The organism is Butyricimonas paravirosa (assembly GCF_032878955.1).
Taxonomy (GTDB): domain Bacteria; phylum Bacteroidota; class Bacteroidia; order Bacteroidales; family Marinifilaceae; genus Butyricimonas; species Butyricimonas paravirosa.
Genome location: NZ_CP043839.1, coordinates 536,997 through 560,254 on the forward strand (window position 1 = coordinate 536,997; position 23,258 = coordinate 560,254).

General features: G+C 42.8%; 22 protein-coding genes. 9 read left to right on the top strand and 13 right to left on the bottom strand.

Going from position 1 to position 23,258, the window contains the following annotated elements:
• Positions 1–8: 8 nt before the first annotated feature.
• The gene (locus tag F1644_RS02280) at positions 9–962 is read left to right on the top strand and encodes a GNAT family N-acetyltransferase (protein ID WP_087420427.1); all 954 of its coding nucleotides are present in this window, start codon (positions 9–11) and stop codon (positions 960–962) included.
• On the opposite strand, the gene F1644_RS02285 is transcribed toward F1644_RS02280, so the two are convergent.
• The 10 genes from F1644_RS02285 to F1644_RS02330 form a co-directional block, all read right to left on the bottom strand.
• A complete protein-coding gene (locus F1644_RS02285) occupies positions 963–1,577 on the bottom strand; it encodes a LysE family translocator (protein ID WP_118302184.1) in 615 nt (204 codons plus the stop codon).
• A gap of 109 nt (positions 1,578–1,686) precedes the next feature.
• A complete protein-coding gene (locus F1644_RS02290) occupies positions 1,687–3,027 on the bottom strand; it encodes a PhoH family protein (RefSeq protein ID WP_087420428.1) in 1,341 nt (446 codons plus the stop codon).
• A gap of 70 nt (positions 3,028–3,097) precedes the next feature.
• Positions 3,098–4,477 carry a signal peptidase I gene (gene lepB, locus F1644_RS02295; protein WP_087420429.1) on the bottom strand — a complete coding sequence of 460 codons (1,380 nt, stop codon included), beginning with the start codon at positions 4,475–4,477 and terminating at the stop codon, positions 3,098–3,100.
• Between the two features lie 172 nt (positions 4,478–4,649).
• Positions 4,650–5,369 (bottom strand): 4-hydroxy-tetrahydrodipicolinate reductase, encoded by a 720-nt coding sequence (gene dapB, locus F1644_RS02300; protein ID WP_118302183.1) that lies wholly within the window; start codon positions 5,367–5,369, stop codon positions 4,650–4,652.
• 101 nt (positions 5,370–5,470) lie between these two features.
• Positions 5,471–5,824 carry a 50S ribosomal protein L20 gene (rplT, locus tag F1644_RS02305; RefSeq protein WP_027200086.1) on the bottom strand — a complete coding sequence of 118 codons (354 nt, stop codon included), beginning with the start codon at positions 5,822–5,824 and terminating at the stop codon, positions 5,471–5,473.
• 86 nt (positions 5,825–5,910) lie between these two features.
• The gene (rpmI, locus tag F1644_RS02310) at positions 5,911–6,105 is read right to left on the bottom strand and encodes a 50S ribosomal protein L35 (protein ID WP_027200085.1); all 195 of its coding nucleotides are present in this window, start codon (positions 6,103–6,105) and stop codon (positions 5,911–5,913) included.
• Positions 6,106–6,272: 167 nt separating this feature from the next.
• Complete coding sequence (gene infC / locus F1644_RS02315; protein WP_027200084.1) at positions 6,273–6,806, bottom strand: translation initiation factor IF-3; 534 nt, start codon at positions 6,804–6,806, stop codon at positions 6,273–6,275.
• Positions 6,807–6,838: 32 nt separating this feature from the next.
• The gene (gene thrS, locus F1644_RS02320; protein ID WP_117775061.1) at positions 6,839–8,791 is read right to left on the bottom strand and encodes a threonine--tRNA ligase; all 1,953 of its coding nucleotides are present in this window, start codon (positions 8,789–8,791) and stop codon (positions 6,839–6,841) included.
• Between the two features lie 554 nt (positions 8,792–9,345).
• Positions 9,346–9,981, bottom strand: coding sequence for a redox-sensing transcriptional repressor Rex (locus F1644_RS02325; RefSeq protein ID WP_087420432.1), 636 nt, complete (start codon positions 9,979–9,981; stop codon positions 9,346–9,348).
• 64 nt (positions 9,982–10,045) lie between these two features.
• Positions 10,046–10,420, bottom strand: a complete 375-nt coding sequence (locus F1644_RS02330; RefSeq protein ID WP_087420433.1) for a bactofilin family protein — start codon at positions 10,418–10,420, stop codon at positions 10,046–10,048.
• Positions 10,421–10,825: 405 nt separating this feature from the next.
• Between F1644_RS02330 and F1644_RS02335 the strand changes: the two genes are divergently transcribed.
• Positions 10,826–12,100, top strand: a complete 1,275-nt coding sequence (locus tag F1644_RS02335; RefSeq protein WP_118302182.1) for a bifunctional folylpolyglutamate synthase/dihydrofolate synthase — start codon at positions 10,826–10,828, stop codon at positions 12,098–12,100.
• Between the two features lie 83 nt (positions 12,101–12,183).
• On the opposite strand, the gene F1644_RS02340 is transcribed toward F1644_RS02335, so the two are convergent.
• Positions 12,184–12,609 carry an META domain-containing protein gene (locus F1644_RS02340; RefSeq protein ID WP_209279522.1) on the bottom strand — a complete coding sequence of 142 codons (426 nt, stop codon included), beginning with the start codon at positions 12,607–12,609 and terminating at the stop codon, positions 12,184–12,186.
• A 280-nt stretch (positions 12,610–12,889) separates the two neighbouring features.
• On the opposite strand from F1644_RS02340, the gene F1644_RS02345 reads away from it, so the two are divergent.
• The 6 genes from F1644_RS02345 (at position 12,890) to nqrF (ending at position 18,983) form a co-directional block, all read left to right on the top strand.
• Positions 12,890–14,245, top strand: a complete 1,356-nt coding sequence (locus F1644_RS02345; RefSeq protein WP_087420436.1) for a Na(+)-translocating NADH-quinone reductase subunit A — start codon at positions 12,890–12,892, stop codon at positions 14,243–14,245.
• Between the two features lie 89 nt (positions 14,246–14,334).
• Entirely contained in the window at positions 14,335–15,489 is a 1,155-nt protein-coding gene (locus F1644_RS02350; protein ID WP_118302181.1) for an NADH:ubiquinone reductase (Na(+)-transporting) subunit B, read from the top strand.
• 77 nt (positions 15,490–15,566) lie between these two features.
• Positions 15,567–16,340: an NADH:ubiquinone reductase (Na(+)-transporting) subunit C gene (nqrC, locus tag F1644_RS02355; RefSeq protein WP_118302180.1), complete on the top strand. Its 774-nt coding sequence runs from the start codon at positions 15,567–15,569 to the stop codon at positions 16,338–16,340.
• Positions 16,340–16,984 carry an NADH:ubiquinone reductase (Na(+)-transporting) subunit D gene (locus F1644_RS02360; protein WP_087420439.1) on the top strand — a complete coding sequence of 215 codons (645 nt, stop codon included), beginning with the start codon at positions 16,340–16,342 and terminating at the stop codon, positions 16,982–16,984. Before nqrC ends, F1644_RS02360 begins: the two co-directional genes overlap by 1 nt.
• A 23-nt stretch (positions 16,985–17,007) precedes the next feature.
• On the top strand, positions 17,008–17,628 hold the full coding sequence (gene nqrE, locus F1644_RS02365) for an NADH:ubiquinone reductase (Na(+)-transporting) subunit E (RefSeq protein WP_118302179.1): 621 nt from the start codon (positions 17,008–17,010) through the stop codon (positions 17,626–17,628).
• A gap of 86 nt (positions 17,629–17,714) precedes the next feature.
• On the top strand, positions 17,715–18,983 hold the full coding sequence (nqrF, locus tag F1644_RS02370) for an NADH:ubiquinone reductase (Na(+)-transporting) subunit F (protein WP_027201137.1): 1,269 nt from the start codon (positions 17,715–17,717) through the stop codon (positions 18,981–18,983).
• A gap of 74 nt (positions 18,984–19,057) precedes the next feature.
• Here the strand turns inward: nqrF and F1644_RS02375 are convergent, their stop codons facing one another.
• A complete protein-coding gene (locus F1644_RS02375) occupies positions 19,058–20,935 on the bottom strand; it encodes a DUF3413 domain-containing protein (RefSeq protein ID WP_118302178.1) in 1,878 nt (625 codons plus the stop codon).
• Between the two features lie 215 nt (positions 20,936–21,150).
• Positions 21,151–21,645 (bottom strand): hypothetical protein, encoded by a 495-nt coding sequence (locus F1644_RS02380; RefSeq protein ID WP_087420443.1) that lies wholly within the window; start codon positions 21,643–21,645, stop codon positions 21,151–21,153.
• 155 nt (positions 21,646–21,800) lie between these two features.
• On the opposite strand from F1644_RS02380, the gene glyA reads away from it, so the two are divergent.
• Positions 21,801–23,081, top strand: a complete 1,281-nt coding sequence (gene glyA, locus F1644_RS02385; protein WP_087420444.1) for a serine hydroxymethyltransferase — start codon at positions 21,801–21,803, stop codon at positions 23,079–23,081.
• The last annotated feature ends 177 nt before the right edge of the window (positions 23,082–23,258 follow it).

Genomic DNA, 23,258 nt, shown 5'->3' on the forward strand with positions numbered 1-23,258 from the left:
CATAAACTATGCAACCAGTCATCTATCCTGTAAACAAAGCGAAATTATTAGCAGAACTGACAGAAGAAAGATTCATTCGTAAAACCAACAAAGGGGGAAACGAGATTTACTCGTTTAATGCTTTCAACAGTCCTAACCTGATGAAAGAGGTGGGAAGATTACGGGAATTAACCTTCAGGACTGCCGGGGGCGGTACTGGAAAAGAGGTAGACATTGATCCATTTGATGTTGACGAGCAGGTTCCCTACCAGCAATTAATCGTATGGGACCCGAAAGAGCAGGAAATCCTAGGCGGGTACCGGTATATTTTATGTGACAACCTTCCTTTAAATCAAGAGGGAGAACCCAACTTGGCCACGACTGAATTATTCCGTTTCTCCGAGGCCTTCAAAAAGCAATATCTCACTAAAATGATTGAGTTGGGGCGTTCTTTCGTACAACCTTTGTACCAGTCTACAAAAATGGGACGCAAATCCCTGTTCGCTTTGGATAACTTGTGGGACGGTCTGGGCGCTCTTACCGTGGAGAATCCGGGTATGGAATACTTCTTCGGGAAAGTAACCATGTACACCAGTTTCAATATAGAGGCTCGTGACATGATCTTATTCTTTATGCGGAAGTACTTCAAAGATACGGAAAGACTTGTCGAGCCGATCACTCCATTGGAAATTCATATTGATGATAATAAACTTGGGAAAATACTCTGCGGAAATAATTATGACGAGGATTATCGAATCCTCTCTCGTTACGTCCGGGAACATGGAGAAAATATCCCACCCTTAGTAAATGCCTACATGAGCCTGTCACCTTCCATGAAATCCTTTGGGACAGCCATAAACCCGGGCTTTGGTGGTGTGGAAGAAACAGCAATTCTGATCAAGATTGCAGATGTATACGAAACCAAGAAAGCCCGTCACATCTCGACCTATATACCTCGAATACTTCGGTTAAGAAAATTCTGATCAAACAGTCACGAAAATCAGACTGATTCCGATGGCAAAATAGACCAACGATTCGATGATATGCATGATCAACGAGAATCGAGCATTTTGCATCAACCGACGTGACAACCGGTCGGCCAGCAAGGCTACCAACGTGAATATAACAATGGCCTGTGCCATAAAAAGCAATCCCAGTATCAGTAACTCTCCTGCCGGGTTCTCCGTGGCAGGACTTACAAACTGGGGAAAAAATGCAATAAAGAACAACAGCACCTTCGGATTCAGTATATTCATCAGAATTCCCTTCCGGTACAGTTTATATTCTACCCCGGTAGCAGTCGGCAAAGCCAACGAATTTTCCTTCCGGTGGATATATGATTTCACGCCCAAATAAATCAAGTAAGCCGCCCCCATGTATTTCAGTATGCTGAATGCCACCGGAGAATTATATAAAATCAAAGAAAGTCCCAGACTCACAGCCGCCGTGTGAGCGATCAACCCCGTACACAACCCGCAAGCAAAAATAATTCCCGCTTTCTTTCCCCGGGTAATACTTTGCGTGATCACGAATAAAATATCCGGCCCCGGCATCAAAGTCAATAAAATGGCCGCACTTAAAAAACCCAGTATATTCACTTGAAAAAACTAAAAGTTGAAAACTAAAAGATAAAAGTTTAATCCCAAAGATAAAAGCTAATAGTCCTAAATCATTGAACTTTTAGCTTTTATCTTTTAGTTTTTATCTTTACAGCAAGTTACTTGCCACTTCTGCCAGGTAACTTCTCTCTCCCTTCTCCAGATGCACGTGGGCAAAAATATCCTGCCCCTGCATACGGTCAAACAAATGCGATAAACCATTCGATTGTCGATCCAAGTAAGGAGAGTCTATCTGGTCAATATCTCCCGTGAATACCATCTTCACGCCCTCTCCTGCACGAGTGATGATCGTCTTTACCTCATGTGGTGTAAGATTCTGCGCTTCATCCACGATGAAAAAGACATTTGACAAACTCCGCCCCCTGATATAGGCCAGTGCCGAAATCACCAGACGTTCATCTTTCAACATATCCTCAATCAACCGGTTTTCCTGGCTATGCATATTATAACGATGCTTGATCACGGCCAGATTATCAAACAAAGGCTGCATGTACGGGCTAACTTTCTCGTTCACATCCCCCGGCAAATACCCCAAATCCTTGTTTGACAAGGCCACGATCGGACGTGCCAGGTAAATTTGCTCGAATGCCTTGTTTTGTTGCAAAGCTGCCGCTAAAGCCAATAATGTCTTTCCCGTACCGGCCTTACCGCTCAATGCTACCAACGAGATATTCGGATTCATTAAGGCATCCAGAGCAAACGCCTGCTCCGAATTCTTCGGGTAAATGCCGAAAGTATTTAGCTTCTCCACTTTCCGCACCACTTTCCGGACGGGATCATAACAAGCCAATACCGAATTACTACCATTCTTCAATATATAGTAATTATTTCCTTTAATTTCTTCCTTCGGGAAAAACGTCTCTACCGGAACTCCTGCCTCCCCGCTTTCGTAAAGCTTTGCGATCAACTCTTGAGAGAAATCCTCTTTTGTTTCTATACACTTGTTTAACGACACTTCCAAGTCCTTCACCTGATCGGTCTTGTAGTCCTCTGCCAAAATTCCCAGAGACCTCGCTTTCATCCTCAAATTCATATCCTTCGACACCAAAACGACCTTTTCTCCTTCTCTCTTCTCTGTTATATATTCAGCAATAGCCAATATTCGATGATCGGGAATATCCTCGCTAAAAGAATCATTCATTTTGGGAGAGAAAGGCACTCCCGTCTGGATAAACAAACGCCCTCTTCCCTTACCTAACGGCGCTCCTTTTAGAAAAAAATCTGATCCGGAAATCTGATCCAATTCCCTGACAAACTCACGGGCATGGTAATTAATCTGGTCATTCCCGCGTTTAAACTTATCTAACTCCTCCAATACCGTGATTGGAATAACAATATCATTATCCTCGAAATTGTAGATGGATCTGTAATCGTGTAAAATCACATTCGTATCTAATACAAATGTTTTCTTATTTTTAGTTTTAGTCATAATGTAATTTTTTAAAACAATGACAAGTTACAAAATATAATAACAAAAAAAGCGGCACATGCCGCTTTTTTTAATGTATGAACCGGAACATCCTGTTCCAACGTATCTTACCTAGGAAGGATTTATCCTTATCCAGAGAAAGCCAGATAAAATAAGCTTTCCCGACAATATGATCTTCAGGAACAAATCCCCAGTAACGAGAGTCAGCCGAATTGTGACGGTTATCCCCCATCATCCAGTAGTAGTTCATCTTGAAAGTATATTTATCTGCCGGGGCGCCATTAATATATATAACGGAATCCTTTACCTCCAGTTTATTCTCCTCGTATGCCCCGATAATACGGTCATAAAGCGGCAGATTTTCCAACGTCAGGTCAATAGTTTCCCCTTTCTTTGGGATCGGTAACGGTCCGAAATTATCACGGGTCCACGGGTAATTCGGGCTATACGGGAATATTTGTCCATCATCCTCCTGATGATTCACCGACAGAACGTTCGGCATTTTCTTAATTTTCTCCACCATTTCAACCGTCAGAGGCAACACGTAATGATTATTCCCCATATAACCACCATTAATATCTTCCATGGAAATCCCCATCTCTTGCAACTTTACCTTATTAAAGGGAGAATTCACGATAATATCATAATTATATTGCATTTTATCTTTATCCTCCAACTTCTTCCCGTTCACGTAAAGTACGGCATCCTTCATTTCCAGAACATCCCCCGGAATCCCGACGCATCGCTTGATGTAATTCTCCCGCTTATCTACCGGACGGGCGATAATCTCGTTCTCCCGCCAAATCTGTTTACGAGCGATAGACCAGGCCTCCTCCGGGGTTACACTCAATCCCTTCTCTTGTGCCACATACCGAATAGCAGCCTCCTGTCCCCTGATTTGCGAATAGTAATCCGGGTTTTCCCTTCCGACGACTACCGTATCCCCCGCCGGGAAGTTAAACACGACAATATCTTCACGTTTAATCTCTCCCAACCCGGCAATCCGTTTGTAAGGCCATTGAATCAAGTCTGAATAAGCTTTCGTTGACTGGGTGAAAGGCAGGGTATGATGAGTAAACGGTACTGACAACGGGGTATTAGGTAATTTCGGTCCGTAAGCCACTTTGCTCACGAAAAGATAATCCCCGACCAGCATGGACTTCTCCATAGAGGAAGTCGGGATCGTGTACGCCTCGAAGAAAAACATACGAATCAATGTAGCCGCGATAATAGCGAAGATCAAAGCATCGATCCACTCCACCGTCTTGGTCTGTTTTTCCACTCCTTTCTTCTTCCAGAAAGCCCAATGCACCTTCTTCGTGATATAAATATCAAACAGAACAGGCACACCTAATAACAACCACCAGCTCCCGATCCATAACGTCCACAGCAGGTACACGAAAAGAACGCACCCTAATTTAAACCATTTATTTGTCAATATCCTACTCATATATTTCTTGATTTATTAAATTAAACTCCTCCGTCAGCTTCGCTGCCACCTCCTCTATAAACAGAGGAGGAGCTGGTAACCTCTCCCCAAGACAGGGAGCATTCAACTCTCCCTCTGTTTATAGAGGGAGTACCCCGAAGGGGGGAAGGAGTTTGTTATTTCAGTTTTCATTCTAAATTTTCAACAAGTCTTCCATTCCAAAAACACCTTTTTTCCCCATCAGGAATTCAGCCGCCATCACGGCTCCCTGGGCAAAACCATCCCGGGAATAAGCGGAATGGTATATCTGGATTTCATCCACGTTCGATTTATAAGTTACCGTGTGAATCCCCGGAACTTCACCTTCTCTTTTGGCTTTCACGGGCAATTCTCCCGCACCGACCTTTCCTTCATCCAGTACCCAAGACGAGTATTCCGGATGCTCTTCCAAAATATCTTTTACCAAAGTAATGGCTGTTCCACTGGGAGCATCCAGCTTGTGGATGTGATGGGTTTCCTCGACAGAAACTTTATAATCGGAAAATCGAGCCATGGTCTGTGCCAGCCAACGATTCAGATGAAAAAATATATTCACCCCGATACTATAATTGGACGCGTAAAAAAATGCTCCCCCTAATTGCTCGCGTGACATCATCACTTCCCTCCATCTTTCCAGCCATCCCGTCGTACCGGATACCACCGGAACATGATTACGGAAACACCAATTATAATTATCGACTGCCACGGCCGGGGTTGTAAATTCAATCGCGACATCAGCCTGTTTCAATTGATCATCCGTACATGTAGCCCGGTTATTCTCATCCACGACCAACACGACTTCATGCCCGCGATCACGAGCCACACGCTCTATCGTTTTCCCCATTTTCCCGTATCCAAGTAATGCAATCTTCATTATATTGAATTAAAAAATAATGTACCACTGTCTTACAAAGGTAATATTTAAAAATAAAAAAAGGCCACCCGAGGGCAGCCTTTTCTGATATTTTATAATTACTAAGCTAACTCTTTCACTTTCGCAACGATTGCTTTGAAAGCTTCCGGTTGATTCATAGCCAGATCAGCCAGAACTTTACGGTTCATGTTTACCTCTGCTTTATGAACTAAGCCCATAAACTTAGAGTAAGACAAACCTTCCATTCTAACCGCGGCGTTAATTCTCTGAATCCACAACGCTCTAAATTCTGATTTTTTCTTCTTTCTGTCACGGTACGCGTACGTTAAGCCTTTTTCATACGTGTTTTTGGCAACCGTCCAGACATTTTTTCTTGCACCAAAGTTACCTCTGGTTTGACTTAAAACCTTTTTTCTACGTGCTCTTGAAGCAACGGCATTTTTAGCTCTTGGCATAATCTTTTGTTTTTTGAATGTTAGCGTCCCTCAAGGAACTTAACTGGCGTAACATCCTGGTTAATTACTGTTTTTTTTTAAATTTCTTAGATACAAAGCATTTTTCTCACGGTTGCGTCGTTAGCCACGTCAACGATAGCTGTATGAGTCAAATTTCTTTTTCTCTTGGTTGCTTTTTTGGTCAAAATATGACTTTTAAAAGCATGTTTTCTCTTAATCTTCCCGGTAGCAGTCAAAGTAAATCTTTTCTTTGCACTGCTCACACTCTTCATCTTTGGCATTTGTTCTAATTTTAATTTGTTTCAGAATATATGTAATTATAAAATATCCCTTATCGATTTTAGATTTAATGATTTTAGATTTCAGATTGAAAAATCCAATAATGGAATGATTTTAGATTCGCGGATCTATTCATTCTAAATTCTAAACTTTAAACTCTAAACTTCCATTATTTCTTAGGAGCAATAACCACGATCATTTTCTTTCCCTCAAGCATGGGAGCGGATTCCAGTTTCCCGTAATCTTCCAACGCATTGACAAAGCGTTCCAACAAGTCAGCCCCCTGGTCTTTAAACAGGATCGAACGCCCTTTGAAGAACACGTAGGCTCTTACCTTCGCACCTTCTTGCAGGAACCCGATCGCGTGTTTCAACTTGAAATTGAAATCATGATCGTCTGTTTGAGGCCCGAAACGGATCTCCTTTACAACGACCTTCACGCTCTTGGCTTTAATCTCTTTCTGCTTTTTCTTCAACTGATACAGGAACTTGCTGTAATCAATGATCCTGCATACAGGTGGATCGGCATTTGGGGATATCTCTACCAGATCAGCTCCGGCAGCTTCAGCCATGGCTAAAGCCTCTTTTAAAGGATAAACACCCGCTTCTACATTTTCACCAACGACTCTCACAGAAGCAGCCCGAATTTGCTCGTTCACTCTGTGCTGTGGCTTGTCATTTTGACCTCTGCCCCTAATTTCCATTGTTCTTGCTATAATTAATCCTCCTTTTATTATTATTCATTGTAGATAGAGTTCAACTGAGCTTCTACCTCTTTATTTATCATTTCTGCGAATTCTTCCGTTGTCATAGCTCCTTTGTCTCCCTCTCCTTGACGACGAACAGAAACTTTATTTTCGTTCATTTCCTGTTCCCCGACAATCAACATGTAAGGAATCTTTTTCAACTCGTTATCACGTATCTTACGACCAATCTTTTCGTTACGATCGTCTAAAACGGTGCGAATGTCGGAATTATTTAAGAAATTTACAACTTTTTGAGCATAATCGTTGTATTTTTCACTGATCGGGAGTACCACGACCTGGTCCGGAGTCAACCACAACGGGAATTTTCCACCTGTGTGTTCGATCAGCACGGCCACGAACCGCTCCATACTTCCGAACGGAGCCCGGTGAATCATTACCGGACGATGTTTCTGGTTATCAGCACCCGTGTATTCCAGCTCGAAACGTTCCGGCAAGTTATAATCCACTTGGATCGTTCCTAACTGCCACTTCCGCCCGATGGCATCCTTCACCATGAAGTCCAATTTCGGCCCATAGAATGCGGCCTCACCCAACTCGACAGTTGTTTTCAATCCTTTCTCGGCAGCAGCCTCGATAATAGCACTCTCGGCTTTCTCCCAGTTTTCATCGGTTCCGATGTATTTCTCCTTATTATTCGGGTCTCTCAAAGAAACCTGCGCGGTGAAATTCTCGAAACTCAACGCTTTGAATATCGTGAAAATAATGTCGATTACTTTCTTGAATTCCTCTTTCAACTGATCGGGCGTACAGAACAAGTGAGCATCATCCTGCGTGAACCCGCGAACCCTTGTCAACCCGTGCAATTCCCCGCTCTGCTCGTAGCGATACACCGTACCGAATTCTGCAAAACGAACCGGAAGATCCTTATAAGACCGCGGTTTGAATTTGTACATCTCGCAGTGGTGCGGGCAGTTCATCGGTTTCAACATGAATTCCTCGCCTTCTTGCGGGGTCGTGATGACCTGGAAACTATCTTTACCGTACTTCTGGAAATGTCCTGAAGTCTTGTACAAGTTCACGTTACCGATATGCGGGGTGATCACCTGCTCGTAACCGTACTTCTTCTGTACCTTGCGCAAGAAAGCTTCCAGACGATCTCTCAACATGGCTCCCTTCGGCAACCACATCGGAAGTCCCGAACCAACCGCTTGCGAGAACATGAACAACTCCATTTCCTTACCAATCTTACGGTGATCGCGTTGTTTTGCCTCCTCCATCAATACCAGCCATTCGTCCAGCATTTTCTGTTTCGGGAAAGTGATACCGTATATACGGGTTAACATCTTGTTATGTTCGTTCCCTCTCCAGTATGCCCCGGCAACTGAAGTCAACTTGATAGCCTTGATATAGGATGTATTGGGCAAGTGTGGTCCGCGGCACAAGTCCGTGAAATCACCCTGACGGTAATACGTGATTGTTCCGTCTTCCAAATCGTTGATTAACTCTACTTTATATGTTTCATTGAGCGATGAAAAATGATTCAACGCCTCTTGCTTACTAACGTCTATCCTGCAATACTCCTCGTTCTTTCTTGCCAATTCCAACATTTTCTTCTCGATCTCCACCAAATCTTTCTCTTGGATAGCAACACCTTCTCCCGGGTCCACGTCATAGTAGAAACCATTTTCAATTGCCGGACCGATACCGAACTTGATATTCGGGTAAATAGCCTGCAAAGCTTCTGCCATAAGGTGTGCAGATGAGTGCCAGAAAGCATGGCGTCCCTCTTCATCGTCCCATGTATATAGCTTAATCTCGGAGTCAGTTGTTATACCGCGCATCAAATCCCACGTGACGCCATTTACGGATATAGACAACACTTCCTTAGCCAGCTTATGGCTAATCGACTTAGCTATGTCCATGCCGGTTACCCCGGACTCGAACTCTTTTACATTCCCATCGGGAAATTTAATCTTTACCATTCTGCTTTCTTTTAGTTATTACTCTTTGTAATTTACGAACCGCAAAATTATAAAAAAACATCGGAATATCAAAGAAAAAGCCCGGCTTAAACACGCCTCTTCTCTTGAAAAAGAAACAGACACGAGGCATGTTCAAAAACGATCCCGGACATCATTTAACAAATGCAAATATTCGCTATTATTTATTTACTTTATTGCATTCACATTGTGACCCGCTCCCATTCCGCTCCCATTCCTCCCCTATTCCCCTCCTATTAATATTAAAAATATATTAAATTATAATACGATATACAAACGAGCTGATCAATGTATGATAATAAGTAAATACATAAAATATAAAAAATTGATTTATAACACCTTGCCTAACAAAATTTGTATTTTTCTAAAAAAACGTAACGTGTAGATTTTAGCACGAGAAAAAATGAGAGGCGAACTCAAAAGTCATGCTCAAAACAGCAACCTTCCCCCCTGTGCAAGGGGAAACTAAAAACTAAAAATTAAAAGATGTCGGCTCGTGCGCTGGAATCTAAAATTTAAAAGCTAAAATTAAAAAGCTATTCCTGTCCGTGTAATTTATTAAATAAAATGGCCAAGTTCGTGTATATCGTCGTGTTTTGCACGGCAATATGAGCAGGTACTTTAATCCGGGCCGGGGTAAAATTCCAAATAGCCTTGATTCCCCAAGCAACCATTAAATCGGCCACGTTCTGGGCACATTCGGCCGGAACGGTAATGATTCCTATCGCCACGTTACATTCTCCCGGCATTCCCCGGAACTGGTCCACATGAAAAATCTCGACATCATTAATCTTTGTCCCGATTTTAGATTTGTCCACGTCGAAAGCCTTCTGTATATTCAAACCGAAATTTCTCAGTCCCTTATCCTGCAACAAGGCACATCCTAACGAACCCGCCCCGACTAGAAAAGCGTTATTAATCTTGTTAAAACCAAGAAAGTCATCCAGTATCTCCACGAAATTATCCACCTCGTAACCAACACGAGTTTTACCGGAGATACCGGTATGCGACAAATCTTTCGTCACTTGCGTGGCGTCTATTTCCATGTATTCGGCAATTCTTGTCGATGAGACGTACTTCTCTCCCTGTTTTTGCAATGTCTTCACGAAAGAAAGATACGCGGGCATCCGCCTCAAAACCGGAACTGGAACAACTTTACTATCATTAGCCATATAACGTTCTATAATTTCTGCAAAGTTATATCTTTTCGGCGAAATCCGACACAAAGAATTTGCATTATTTCTTTTCTGTCGTTTCCGGGCGAACAACACCTTTGGCCGACGCGATCATATTACTTTCCCCGTTAAACACCGCCCCGGCCTCAACAACCATAGTTGCAGTGGAGATCGTTCCCTTCACGTTTGATTTTGCCCTTAACACGACAATACCGGTTGAAACTATATCCCCCTCCACGTTCCCGAACACGTCAATATTCGGAGAATTGACTTTTCCCGTAACACGAGAAGAAGGCCCGAGAACCAAACGCCCGTCAGTATGAACTGTCCCGACAAGCGTGCCGTCAATCCGTATATCCCTTGGCGTTTGAATATCCCCCTCGACGATGACACCTTCACTCAAAAGATTCAAGATTGCCTGTACTTCCTTTCCCATATCTTTATTTCATTTTTATTTTCCCAAATGCAACACATACGTTACTACGACAATTAGCACGTTTTCTTATCATGACATACTAATTCCGGGTTTAAAGTTAGTGAAATTTCGTCAAATACATACATCATCTCCACCGGCACACACGATCTCTTCACTTCACGCCCCATGCTCGTCAGATGAAACGCACGAAAAGAACACACCACACAGCCTACATTTCCCGAATTTATTCCATATTTGTACGAAATCAATGCCATATACTTCTTATATATTATTAACATTTTCATCCTCAAACACACGCCTTTTTTCACTGAAAAGAAATATCAAAGCCCGAACTTACACCCACTGTATATTTTTACTATTTTTGCCCGCTCAACAGAATGAACCAGTTTATTTAAAAGAATATACATGAACTACAAGGAAACATTAGAATGGTTATTTGCCCAGCTTCCCATGTACCAAAGAGAAGGTAAGGCCGCATACAAAGCCAATCTGGACAACACGTTAAAACTGGATGAACACTTCGGTTCTCCGCACAAACAATTCAAGACCATCCACGTGGGGGGTACAAACGGTAAGGGTTCAGTGTCTCACATGCTGGCCTCCATATTACAAGAAGCCGGGTATAAAACCGGACTATACACGTCACCGCACTTGAAAGATTTCCGTGAACGTATCAAAATAAACGGGGAGATGATCATGGAACAATACGTGATCAATTTCGTGGAAGAGAATAAATCACTTTTCGCCGGGATCAAACCGTCCTTCTTCGAAATGACGGTGGCTATGGCCTTCCAATATTTCGCGGACCAACAAGTTGATATTGCTGTTATCGAAGTCGGACTTGGGGGGCGACTGGACTCCACGAATATCATTACCCCTCTGGCCTCGGTGATCACGAATATTTCATTCGATCATATGGCTCTTCTCGGTGACACGTTGGAAAAAATCGCACACGAGAAAGCGGGTATTATCAAACCCGGCGTTCCCGCAATCATCGGGACGAAAGACCCCGCCAGTGACTTTGTCTTTATTGAGAAAGCAAAAGAGTGTGAAACCACCCTTGAATTTGCATCCGAAAACTGGCAAGTAACACGGGATAATAAAAACGCCTACCGGCTGGAAAACAAAAACGGGATCACGTTTGCCCCCGTGCAAGCAGACCTGAAAGGACTTTATCAACGAAAAAATATCCCGGCCGTTCTGGAAACGGTTCTAAGCCTAAGAAACAATGGCTTGCACATCTCCGATCAAAACATATACAACGGCATAGCCAACACGATTCGCAACACGGGATTGCTTGGACGTTGGCAAGAATTATCACAAACGCCCTATACGGTATGCGACACCGGACACAACATCGATGGACTAACCGAGATTGTCGCCCAATTAAAAACCTGCACGTACGAACAACTTCATTTCGTGATTGGTATGGTAAACGACAAGGACGTGGACAGCGTGTTACACATCCTGCCCAAAGACGCTATTTACTATTTCTGTAAAGCATCCATACCCAGGGCTATGGATGAGAAAACTTTAGCCGAGAAAGCCCGGGCAAATCATCTTCACGGGGAAACCTTCCCGACAGTTGCTGCAGCCTATCAAGCCGCCCGTGAAGCCGCCAGCAACCGGGATATGATATACATCGGGGGAAGTACTTTTGTTGTCGCGGAAGTGATTTAAAAAAACTTATAAACTAAAAGAGTGTCAAAAATAAATGTTGACACTCTTTTTACTACACGAAAAATCAAACTATAAACTTTGTCTTATTCCTTTTTAGGAGTTTCTTTTTGCGCTTTAAATACCGCTATCACGTTATTACTATCTTTCAGCGTCAACTTATCATTCTTTATGATAAAACTCTTCGTATCTTCCAGAACCTTGAAAAAACTTGTTTCAATATCCATATCAGGACAAGCCATCTTAGTCGCTCCCATCCCGCTAAAAGTCAATTGTGACTCGTTTTGTTCGTAAACACCAAAAAAGCGATTACATCCCGCCCTTCCAAATACTTTCTTATCACTGCTTTCAAGCGTGATGAATACCTCGCTCCCACCTTCCTTGAACTTAATCTCTTTCCCGTTCAAACTCTCCGCAACCCATTTCACCCCGGTCAGAGAAACGCTCTCCTTTGCCGACTTGCACGAAGTCATCCATATTGCTAATACACAACAAAAAAATATTCCTTTCATAATTCAATCACCATTTTGGATAATTAGTACTCATTAGTTTTCTCATTCTTTTCTACAAATACCATGCCAAAAGGGAATTTCATCAATAAACCTCACCTCATTCAAACATTCATTTATTTGAGAAATCAAGCAGTAAAAAAAAACATCTAAAGGGATGAATTAACTTTTGAATTACTGAATAAATTCAATAATTGATTATATATTTGCACGTGTTTTTAAAATAAACAATTACAGGGTGAATTAGAAATAATTATCTACATATCAAAAACATAATAAAACAATGTCCAAGGTTATAAAACTGAAAAAAGGCCTTGATATCAAGTTAAAAGGAGAAGCCGAAAATCTGGTGAAAAACATCGAGAGATGTGATTTCTATGCGGTAAAACCAACAGATTTCCGTCTGCTTACTCCCAAACTTGCAGTAAAGGCAGGCGATCAAGTGAAAGCGGGTGACGTGTTGTTTATCGACAAGTACAGACCTGAAGTCAAATTCACATCACCTGTTAGCGGTACAGTCGAAACCGTAAACAGAGGAGAAAGAAGGAAGTTGCTGGAGGTCGTGGTTAAAGCGGATGACCAAATCCAATACAAGGATTTCGGGGCTGCAGACGTGAACAAACTTTCCAGAGACGAAATCATCGAAAAATTACTTGACAGCGGGGTTTGGCCCATGATCAAACAACGTCCGTACGACATCATCGCAACCCCGGCTGATATGCCGAAGGCGATATTCGTGTCCGGTTTTGATTCCGCCCCTCTCGCTCCGGATTTCGACATCACTCTTGCAGATGAATTAACCGCACTCCAATCCGGAATCGATTGCTTAAAAAAATTATGCGGTAAAAACGTGAACTTGAACTTGAAAGAAGGGACGCCTTCAACATCCGTGTTCGCCAAGCTGAAAAACGTGGATGTAAATTATTTCGCGGGACCACACCCGGCAGGAAATGCAGGAATCCAGATTCACCATCTGAACCCGATCAACAAAGGGGAAATCGTTTGGGTGGTAAACGCAATGGACCTTGCCATTATCGGACGATTATTCACTTCCGGAAAATTCGACGCCCGCAAGACGATTGCTCTCGCAGGTTCAGAAGTTGAAAAGCCTGCTTACTACAAAACCATTCTGGGAGCAAAAATCGGTTGTATCGTGAACGGGAAACTGAAGAATCAAGTTCATCAACGTATTATTTCCGGTAACGTACTCACGGGTTATAAAGTAACTGAAGAGAACTATCTCGGATTCTATAATAATATGGTAACCGTTATCCCCGAAGGTGATAATTACGAATTTTTGGGTTGGGCAACTCCCGGTTTCAACAAATTCTCCATATCAAAAACTTTCCCCTCTTTCTTATGTCCGAACAAGAAATACACTCTTGATGCCAACTATCACGGGGAAGAAAGAGCCTTCGTGGTAACCGGACAATACGAGAAAGTTCTTCCCATGGACATCCTTCCCGTTTACCTGCTGAAAGCGGTACTGGCAGAGGACTTGGACAAGATGGAACAACTCGGTATGTACGAGATTGTCCCGGAAGATATGGCTTTATGCGAGTTCGTTTGTACCTCTAAAACTCCGGTACAGGAAATACTGGAAAAAGGTATAGAGTTAATGATAAAAGAACTAAGCTAATTTTAAATTGCAAATTTTAAATTGTCAATTCCTTGATGGGACACGATTCAAAATTTAAAATCTAAAATCTAAAATTTAAAATTATAAAGATGAATTTTTTACGCAACTATCTAGATAAGCAAAAGCCAAAATTTGAAAAGGGAGGCAAACTATACAAGTTGCATTCCGTTTTCACGGGTTTTGAGTCTTTTCTTTTCGTGCCTAACCGCACGACATCTTCAGGCTGTAATATCCGGGACGCGATTGATCTGAAAAGAACCATGATCATTGTCGTGATGGCCTTGATTCCGGCCCTTCTATTTGGTATCTATAACGTGGGTTACCAGCATTTCAACGCTATGGGGACCTTGTCCGATACCAGTTTCTTCGAGTTATTCTTCTATGGACTGTGGAGAGTGTTACCCATGATCGTCGTTTCCTACGTGGTCGGATTGGGTATTGAGTTTGCTGCAGCACAAATCAGGGGACACGAGATCAACGAGGGATTCCTCGTATCCGGTTTATTGATCCCGATGATTATGCCGATAAACGCACCCCTTTGGATGGTGGGAGTTTCCACTGCCTTCGCGGTAATTATCGGTAAAGAAATCTTCGGTGGTACCGGAATGAACATCTGGAACCCGGCATTGTTAGCCCGTGCGTTTTTCTTCTTCTCCTACCCTTCCATGATTTCGGGGGATAAAGTATGGATCGCCGGAATGCCCGACGGGTTCTCGCAAGCAACCCCGCTTGCCGAGGCTGCCCAAGGTCTACCCACGACCTATGATATGTCTTCCATGTTCTGGGGATTGATCCCGGGATCCGTGGGTGAGACGTCAACTTTCTGTATATTGCTCGGAGCCATCTTGTTAATTGCCACCGGAATCGGAAGTTGGAAAATCATGCTTTCCACTTTCATCGGAGGTTACTGCATGGCTTTATTACTTAACTACACGTTACCCGCAACCAACCCGTACGCAGCAATCACCCCGATTACTCATTTAATCATGGGAGGTTTTGCTTTCGGAGCCGTATTCATGGCAACAGACCCTGTAACATCGGCACAAACGGAAAGAGGGAAATGGATATATGGTTTCATTTTAGGTATCATGGCCATCCTTATTCGTACGCTAAACCCCGGTTACCCGGAAGGAATGATGTTAGCCATCCTGTTAATGAACACCTTTGCTCCGCTTATTGACTGGTTTGTCGTTCAAGGTAACATCAAGCGCAGACTGAAAAGAGCTAAAGCGATGCAATTGTAGATTTTAAATTTTAAATTGTAAATTTATTCTGATACGAATTTAAAATCTAAAATCTAAAATTTAAAATTAATAACGAGATGAACAAACAAGGAAATACATATACCTTTATCTATTCCATCGTTTTGGTTGTCGTAGTTGCAGCCATACTGGCGATAGTGTCTCTTTCACTAAAGCCATACCAAGATGAGAATATAGAGAACGAGAAGAGACAAAACATTCTGAGTTCTGTAAATGTTAGTTCTACCCCGGAGACTTCGGCTGAATTGTTCAACAAAATCATCACGAAACAATTCATTCTGAACTACAAGGGTGAGGCTATCGAAGGAAACGCTTTCGCCGTGGACATCCCGACGGAAGGTAAGAAACTTCAGAAAGCACTTAAAAATCCGGAACTTCAACAAGCATTGAAAGACGGAAAATTGCTTTCAGAAACGATCAAAGATGACAAAGCATTAGCAGATGTCAAATTCCCAGTATTCGTGGCCGACATTGACGGTGCCATCAAGTACATCCTGCCCACTTACGGGGTTGGACTTTGGGGGCCGGTTTGGGGATATATTTCTTTAAATGAAGACAAGAATACCGTTTACGGGGTTCTGTTCGACCACAAAGGAGAAACTCCCGGACTTGGAGCCGAGATCACCCAACCGTTTTTCCAAGAACAATTCAGCGGGAAAACGATTTTCGAGAACTCCACGTTAAAAGCCATCACTGTAAAAAAGGGAGGAAACGCTACCGGGGCTCATGAAGTAGACGCAATTTCGGGAGGAACAATCACCTCGAAAGGTGTTGAGACGATGATCGCCGACTACTTAAAATGTTACGAACAATTCTTAAAACAAATACAATAATGAGCGATAAAGAAACATTATTTTCAGCTAAGAACCGAGGCTTGCTACTCGGCCCCTTGAGCAAAAATAACCCCGTTCTGGTGCAGATTCTGGGTATATGTTCTGCTCTCGCCGTAACCGCAAAAATGGAACCGGCCATCGTGATGGCTCTTTCGGTTACAGCCGTAACGGCATTCTCTAACGTGATTCTTTCGCTACTGAGAAATACAATCCCGACGCGTATACGTATCATCGTGCAGTTGGTCGTGGTTGCCGCATTGGTAATCATGGTGGATCAGGTATTGAAAGCGTTCGCTTACGAGGTAAGTAAACAATTATCCGTATTCGTCGGGTTGATCATCACGAACTGTATCATCATGGGACGTATCGAGGCTTTCGCCTTGGCAAACAAACCGTGGCCTTCATTACTGGACGGTATCGGTAACGGTCTCGGATACGGGTTAGTTCTCGTGATCGTGGCATTCTTCCGTGAATTACTCGGGTCCGGAACTTTGTTCGGGGTAAAAGTAATCCCACAAATATTCTACGATTGGGGTTATCAAAACAACGGTTTAATGATCCTTCCCCCGATGGCATTGATGCTGGTGGGTTTGATCATTTGGGTTCACCGTTCCAAGAACAAGGATTTAATAGAACAGAAATAGTCAACTAAAAGTGAAATAACGATATGGAAAATCTATTAAATATATTTGTACGGTCCGTATTCATTGATAACATGATCTTTGCTTACTTCTTGGGTATGTGTTCATACCTTGCCGTATCAAAGACCGTGAAGACATCATTCGGATTAGGTATTGCCGTTGTATTCGTGTTATTAATCACCGTCCCGGTAAACTACTTGCTGGATAACTTCGTGTTGAAAGCCGGAGCTTTAAGCTGGTTACTTGGTGAAAACGCTGCAAACATTGATTTGAGTTTCTTGAGTTTCATCATGTTCATCGCGGTCATTGCCGCCATCGTGCAACTCGTGGAAATGGTAGTTGAAAAATTTGCCCCGGCACTTTACAACCAGTTAGGAATCTTCCTACCGTTGATCGCGGTAAACTGTGCCATCATGGGAGCATCCCTATTCATGCAGGAAAGAGGATATGCTAACATTGGAGAGGCAACGGCTTTCGGTTTGGGTTCAGGTATCGGTTGGTTACTCGCTATCGTGGGTATCGCCGCTATTCGCGAGAAACTGAAATATTCAAACATCCCCGCCCCGCTTAGAGGTATCGGTATCACCTTTATCGTGACCGGATTGATGGCTATTTCATTCATGAGTTTCTTGGGAATTAACCTGTAAAGTAATTTTAAATTGTAAATTTTAGATTGTAAATTTCTCTGGAGTCCTCAATTTAAAATTTAAAATCATAAAATCTAAAATTAAAAATGATGTTATTAGCAATAAATACAACAATTGTCATGTCAGGGGTCATCGTGTTCCTCATCGTAACACTGATTCTCGTGGGCATGCTTTTGTTCGCCAAAGCCAAACTGACTCCCAAAGGAGAGGTGAAAGTTGACATTAATCATGGCGAAAAGGAATTGGTAACCGAACCGGGGTCCACGCTATTAGCCACCCTTGGAAACAACAAAATCTTCCTCCCTTCGGCTTGTGGAGGTAAAGGTTCATGCGGTATGTGTCGTTGTCAGGTCGAATCCGGAGCAGGGTCTATCCTACCGACCGAAACGGGATTCTTCTCCTACAAACAACAACACGATAACTGGCGCTTGGCTTGTCAGGTAAAAGTGAAAGAGAATATTGAAATGCACATTCCGGAAGAAGTTCTCGGAATCAAAAAATGGGAGTGCGAAGTGGTTTCCAACAGAAATATCTCTACCTTCTTGAAAGAATTCGTGGTAAAATTACCGGAAGGCGAAAACTTGAAATTCAAATCCGGAGGATACATTCAGATTGACGTGCCTGCAATCGACGTTGACTTCAAGACGTTCGATATTGACGAGAAGTACAAGGCGGATTGGGAACGCATGAAAATGTTCGATCTTAAAATGCACAACCCGGAAGCAACCTACCGTGCTTACTCCATGGCAAACTCCCCGGCAGAGGGTAACATTATCATGCTGAACATTCGTATCGCAACTCCCCCGTTCGACAAAGCTATCGGTGGTTTTGCCAACGTGAACCCCGGAATCTGTTCTTCTTACATCTTCTCTCGTAAACCGGGAGATAAAGTAAGTATTTCCGGACCTTACGGAGAGTTCTTCTTGAGAGACACGAACAACGAGATGATGTTCATCGGTGGTGGTGCCGGTATGGCCCCCATGCGTTCACACATCTTCAACCTCTTCCACACGATGCACACCGATCGTAAAGTTACTTTCTGGTACGGCGCACGTGCTTTGCAAGAAGCTCCTTACGTGGACGAGTTCAACAAGATTCAAGAAGAGAACCCGAACTTCCACTGGACTCTGGCTCTCGACAGACCGGATCCCGTGGCTGACGCAGCCGGAGTGGCTTACAAACCGGGCTTTGTTCATCAAGTAATCTTCGAGAATTATTTGAAGAATCATGAAAACCCGGAAGATATTGAATACTACCTCTGCGGTCCTCCTATGATGATCTCGGCAGTAACCAAAATGCTGTACGACCTTGGAGTTCCGGATGAAAACGTGATGTACGATAACTTCGGAGGATAATCAAAATAAAAAAGCTGCTTGTACAAGCAGCTTTTTTATTTCAAATGAGTACCAGCAAGTTTTGAGTTTACTCCCTACTTCTTCAAAAACATATTCTTGAATTCGATTGCTTTAAGCAGCAATCCCGAATTTATCTGATTCCGGGAAAGACGATTCAACAAAGAATCCGTCACTTGGATATTCCCAGCCACTTTCTTCTCGTAAATCACGTTATCCATGATAAAAGCGTAATTCTGCGGGTCTCCGGCCAGATGAAAAGGCTGGCGTTCGGGATCAAACAAATCTCTTCCCATAGAATAATCTTCCGCGGGATTCTTTACCCCCAACACCCGTTTCATTAAAGTCGGCGTCACATCATAATGAGACGTTCTGTGCGAGTACACGCCGGGAGTGTTCCCCGGGTAATACAGGATAAACGGGACATGCACCTGTGCGTTCGAAAAATCACTTCCATGTCCCCAAAAGTTCTTCTTATTCTCGTTAAACTCCTGCCCATGATCCCCGGTAATAACGATCACGGAATTATCCAACAACCCGTTCGCTTCCAGTTTATTCACCACCTTTCCCACAAGTGAATCCACGTAATAGGCACAATTACGGTACAGGTTAAAGAACGGTTCCGGGTCCAAATTATTATTTAAAGCCAGATAATTGGCGTAATCCCACGAGGGTTGAAATTTCTTACGATAAGGAGCCGGAATATCAATCGCGTGCAACAAATCATAAAACACAAAAGAAAAAAATGGTTTATCCCCCTCTTTCCGTTCATCCAAATAATTCAAAAAATCTTCCGTGATCCTGTTATCCCGATCAAAAGGAGTTGCTCCCGGGGTTTCCTTGCGAATATCTTTCACGTCTCCGAAGACGATTCGATAAAAAGGAGGATTAACAAGCGTCGCACTGGCGAACGTCTCTATATCATACCCATTTTCCAGTAAATTCTCGATAAACAAAGGCTGTACACCCGTACGTTCAAAATCTTGCCAGTATGTTGCGGAAATACCGAAAAACAGACCGAATATCCCACCCCGCGTACCATTACTGGAACTTAAATGACGATTAAATACCGCGGAACGATCACCAAAAGCCCGGATGTTAGGACAACACTCCCGTGTAAAAGTCCTGAAATTCCATGAATCCAGAATAAGATAAATAATATTCAACGGTTTCACGCTATCCACTTTTTCCAGCGGATGAAGGGGGTACACGAAACTATGCCCCTTCCCTTTATCCGGGTTATTCACATATAAGTCCTCCTTTTTGACCACACCCAACTTTAACATCAAACGATTGGCTGTCAAAGGATAAAATTGCGGTAAACAAGCCGATACTTCCGTGATCGAATTCACGTTAGCCGCAGCAGCATAAGCATGGGTTAACTGGGGAGCGATACAGGAGAACAGGAAAAGATAAATACCGATTTTCACCTGTTTAGAAGTAACATACCGGGCATACCGGTAAGCGATAAAAACGACCGCTAAAGTAAACAACAAAATAAGTAACCCGATAAGAACCCCATGCAAGACCAAAGTATTATTAAACACGAATACCTGGTTTCCTCCCCCACCAAAAGCCAGATCCAGCACAAACCCGTTGATATGAAATTTATACAACTGGAAAACAATCCCGTTCAGATAGGCCAGCACGTTCAATAAAAATATAGCACAGGTGAACAGAATGGTACCGACCTTCCGCATCTGCCGCCACCACGTGAAGGGAATATATAAAATAACCCAAGGGATCAAATTGAAAAGAAAAGCTTGCCCCAATGCCGCCATCAGATAATAAAAGCCCCCGACAAAATTCAAAGATTCCCAATAATTACTATTCACGAGATAGATCACAAATTGAACGAGTAACATACAAGAGGCGCACATATAAAACAGAAAACCTCTCTTCAAATAATTCACTCTTTCAGTGCATCCCCCTGATTTAGAAGTATCAAACATCATAAACGATTGTATTAAGAAATGATCATATAATAGTTACAAATAAAACGGATTAAATCGACTTTTCAATCATTTTCTTAAAAATTCATTTTCAATTATTTAATTCTTTTTCCTGAATCCCCGGCAATAAAAAAAATACATATCAATAAACGATCGTTTAATGACATGTATCATGCCAAGCACAAATCCCTTTCAGAAGGGAATATACGTTCAAATTATCAATACTTCAGCTTACTATAATTCAAGCCATACAAGATGATAAATACCAACGCCAAGAATCCGGACATAGCCATGGAAATCACCACGACGCTATTCCAACCGGAATAAATCGGCAGGATAAACAACTGGCCAATCTGCGCGATCGCATATAAATAAAAACCATTCCTTTTTAGCTTGTACATCATGAAAGCCCCGATCAAACTGATCACGGCACACAAGGCAGCTAACGAGTAAATTGCTTTCCCGTGCATTATGGTCGTTTGTAACACCTCCAAGGACGAACTCATGATAGAAGAAACCCACGAAGGTTGGGCTTCGGCTCCCGCCATGTTCGTTATCTGTTGAATCTGGACGACTAAGCGCTCCGGTGTAAACATGGCTAACTGGAACAAATTGTTAATTAAGCCCCAACCACTACCAATAAATGTCAAGATGCAAAGTACGGTGAGAAAAGTCGGTCTGACCGGTTTTTCTACGCTAAAGGGATTTTCCATAATCAAATAAATTTTATACACAACAAACGTACACAAATATTCGAAAATTAAAAAACAAGAGATGAAAAAAAGTTGCCAAATACTTTGTTTACATGCACGATTAGTATAATTTTGGCCTAGATTTATAAACGTCTATAGTATTAAAAATCTAAATAATGAAAAGAGACACTCAAATTTTCGACCTGATTGACAAAGAATGTCATCGTCAAAAAGAAGGACTTGAATTAATCGCATCTGAAAACTTCGTGAGCGAGCAAGTAATGCAGGCTATGGGATCTTGCCTGACCAACAAATATGCAGAGGGATACCCCGGAGCCCGTTATTACGGTGGTTGCCAAATTGTTGACCAGACAGAACAACTGGCTATTGATCGGGCTTGCCAATTATTCGGGGCTGAATTCGCTAACGTACAACCGCACTCCGGCGCACAAGCTAACGCTGCCGTGTTCTTCGCTTGCATGAAACCCGGCGATACCTTCCTGGGTCTTGACCTGGCTCATGGTGGTCACCTTTCACACGGATCTCCCGTGAATCTTTCCGGTATTAACTATCACCCGGTAGCTTACCATGTGAAAGAAGAAACCGGAATGGTTGACTATGACGAGATGGAACAATTGGCTTTGGAACACAAACCGAAATTAATCGTGTCCGGAGCATCCGCTTATTCTCGCGACTGGGATTACAAACGTATGCGCGAAATCGCTGATAAAGTAGGTGCTTTGTTAATGTGCGACATGTCTCACCCTGCCGGTTTGATTGCCAAAGGTTTATTGAACAACCCGATGGAATATTGCCACATCGTGACCACAACCACTCACAAAACCCTTCGCGGACCTCGTGGTGGTATGATCCTTCTTCCGAAAGATTTCCCGAATCCTTGGGGATTAAAAACTCCGAAGGGAGAGATCAAGATGATGTCACAAGTAATCAACTTTGCCGTATTCCCGGGACAACAAGGTGGACCGCTTGAACACGTGATCGCTGCTAAGGCCGTTGCTTTCGGAGAGGCGCTGTCTGAAGAGTACACCGAATACGCAAAACAAATGCTAGCTAACGCCAGAGCTATGGCCAAAGCATTCGTGGAAAAAGGTTATAAAGTTGTTTCCGGTGGTACCGACAACCATTCCATGTTGATTGACCTGAGAACCAAATTCCCGGAATTAACCGGTAAGAAAGCTGAAAACACGCTTGTTAAAGCTGACATCACGATCAACAAGAACATGGTTCCGTTCGATACCCGTACCCCGTTCTCTACTTCAGGTCTTCGTGTAGGAACCCCGGCAATCACTACCCGTGGTTTGAAGGAAGAACATATGCCTATCATCGTGGACATGATCGACAGAGTATTGAGTGCCCCGGACGATGAAACCGTAATCGCACAAGTAAAGAAAGAAGTAAACGCCATGATGAGCGACAGACCTATGTTCGCCTGGTAATAAGACTTTCTAAATATACAAAAAGACCGCAACATGGATTGCGGTCTTTTTTATTTGTTAATTAGTATTTAGTCTATCACGAGATTTCATGGCAATCTTGCATTTGGCTCTCTCTGTATCTCAAGGTAAATACACCGGTAACCCGCCTATGTCTCGCTAAGAGGTTAACGATAGGTT

What these genes read in the sequence shown, in the direction of transcription:
- F1644_RS02350 (WP_118302181.1), top strand. Translation starts at nt 14,335, where the DNA reads ATGAATTTTTTACGCAACTATCTAGATAAGCAAAAGCCAAAATTTGAA.
- F1644_RS02360 (WP_087420439.1), top strand. Translation starts at nt 16,340, where the DNA reads ATGAGCGATAAAGAAACATTATTTTCAGCTAAGAACCGAGGCTTGCTA.
- F1644_RS02345 (WP_087420436.1), top strand. Translation starts at nt 12,890, where the DNA reads ATGTCCAAGGTTATAAAACTGAAAAAAGGCCTTGATATCAAGTTAAAA.
- F1644_RS02325 (WP_087420432.1), bottom strand. Translation starts at nt 9,981, where the DNA reads ATGGCTAATGATAGTAAAGTTGTTCCAGTTCCGGTTTTGAGGCGGATG.
- F1644_RS02290 (WP_087420428.1), bottom strand. Translation starts at nt 3,027, where the DNA reads ATGACTAAAACTAAAAATAAGAAAACATTTGTATTAGATACGAATGTG.
- thrS (WP_117775061.1), bottom strand. Translation starts at nt 8,791, where the DNA reads ATGGTAAAGATTAAATTTCCCGATGGGAATGTAAAAGAGTTCGAGTCC.
- infC (WP_027200084.1), bottom strand. Translation starts at nt 6,806, where the DNA reads ATGGAAATTAGGGGCAGAGGTCAAAATGACAAGCCACAGCACAGAGTG.
- F1644_RS02340 (WP_209279522.1), bottom strand. Translation starts at nt 12,609, where the DNA reads ATGAAAGGAATATTTTTTTGTTGTGTATTAGCAATATGGATGACTTCG.
- nqrC (WP_118302180.1), top strand. Translation starts at nt 15,567, where the DNA reads ATGAACAAACAAGGAAATACATATACCTTTATCTATTCCATCGTTTTG.
- dapB (WP_118302183.1), bottom strand. Translation starts at nt 5,369, where the DNA reads ATGAAGATTGCATTACTTGGATACGGGAAAATGGGGAAAACGATAGAG.
- lepB (WP_087420429.1), bottom strand. Translation starts at nt 4,477, where the DNA reads ATGAGTAGGATATTGACAAATAAATGGTTTAAATTAGGGTGCGTTCTT.
- F1644_RS02330 (WP_087420433.1), bottom strand. Translation starts at nt 10,420, where the DNA reads ATGGGAAAGGAAGTACAGGCAATCTTGAATCTTTTGAGTGAAGGTGTC.
- rpmI (WP_027200085.1), bottom strand. Translation starts at nt 6,105, where the DNA reads ATGCCAAAGATGAAGAGTGTGAGCAGTGCAAAGAAAAGATTTACTTTG.
- rplT (WP_027200086.1), bottom strand. Translation starts at nt 5,824, where the DNA reads ATGCCAAGAGCTAAAAATGCCGTTGCTTCAAGAGCACGTAGAAAAAAG.
- F1644_RS02335 (WP_118302182.1), top strand. Translation starts at nt 10,826, where the DNA reads ATGAACTACAAGGAAACATTAGAATGGTTATTTGCCCAGCTTCCCATG.
- nqrE (WP_118302179.1), top strand. Translation starts at nt 17,008, where the DNA reads ATGGAAAATCTATTAAATATATTTGTACGGTCCGTATTCATTGATAAC.
- glyA (WP_087420444.1), top strand. Translation starts at nt 21,801, where the DNA reads ATGAAAAGAGACACTCAAATTTTCGACCTGATTGACAAAGAATGTCAT.
- nqrF (WP_027201137.1), top strand. Translation starts at nt 17,715, where the DNA reads ATGATGTTATTAGCAATAAATACAACAATTGTCATGTCAGGGGTCATC.
- F1644_RS02380 (WP_087420443.1), bottom strand. Translation starts at nt 21,645, where the DNA reads ATGGAAAATCCCTTTAGCGTAGAAAAACCGGTCAGACCGACTTTTCTC.
- F1644_RS02280 (WP_087420427.1), top strand. Translation starts at nt 9, where the DNA reads ATGCAACCAGTCATCTATCCTGTAAACAAAGCGAAATTATTAGCAGAA.
- F1644_RS02375 (WP_118302178.1), bottom strand. Translation starts at nt 20,935, where the DNA reads ATGATGTTTGATACTTCTAAATCAGGGGGATGCACTGAAAGAGTGAAT.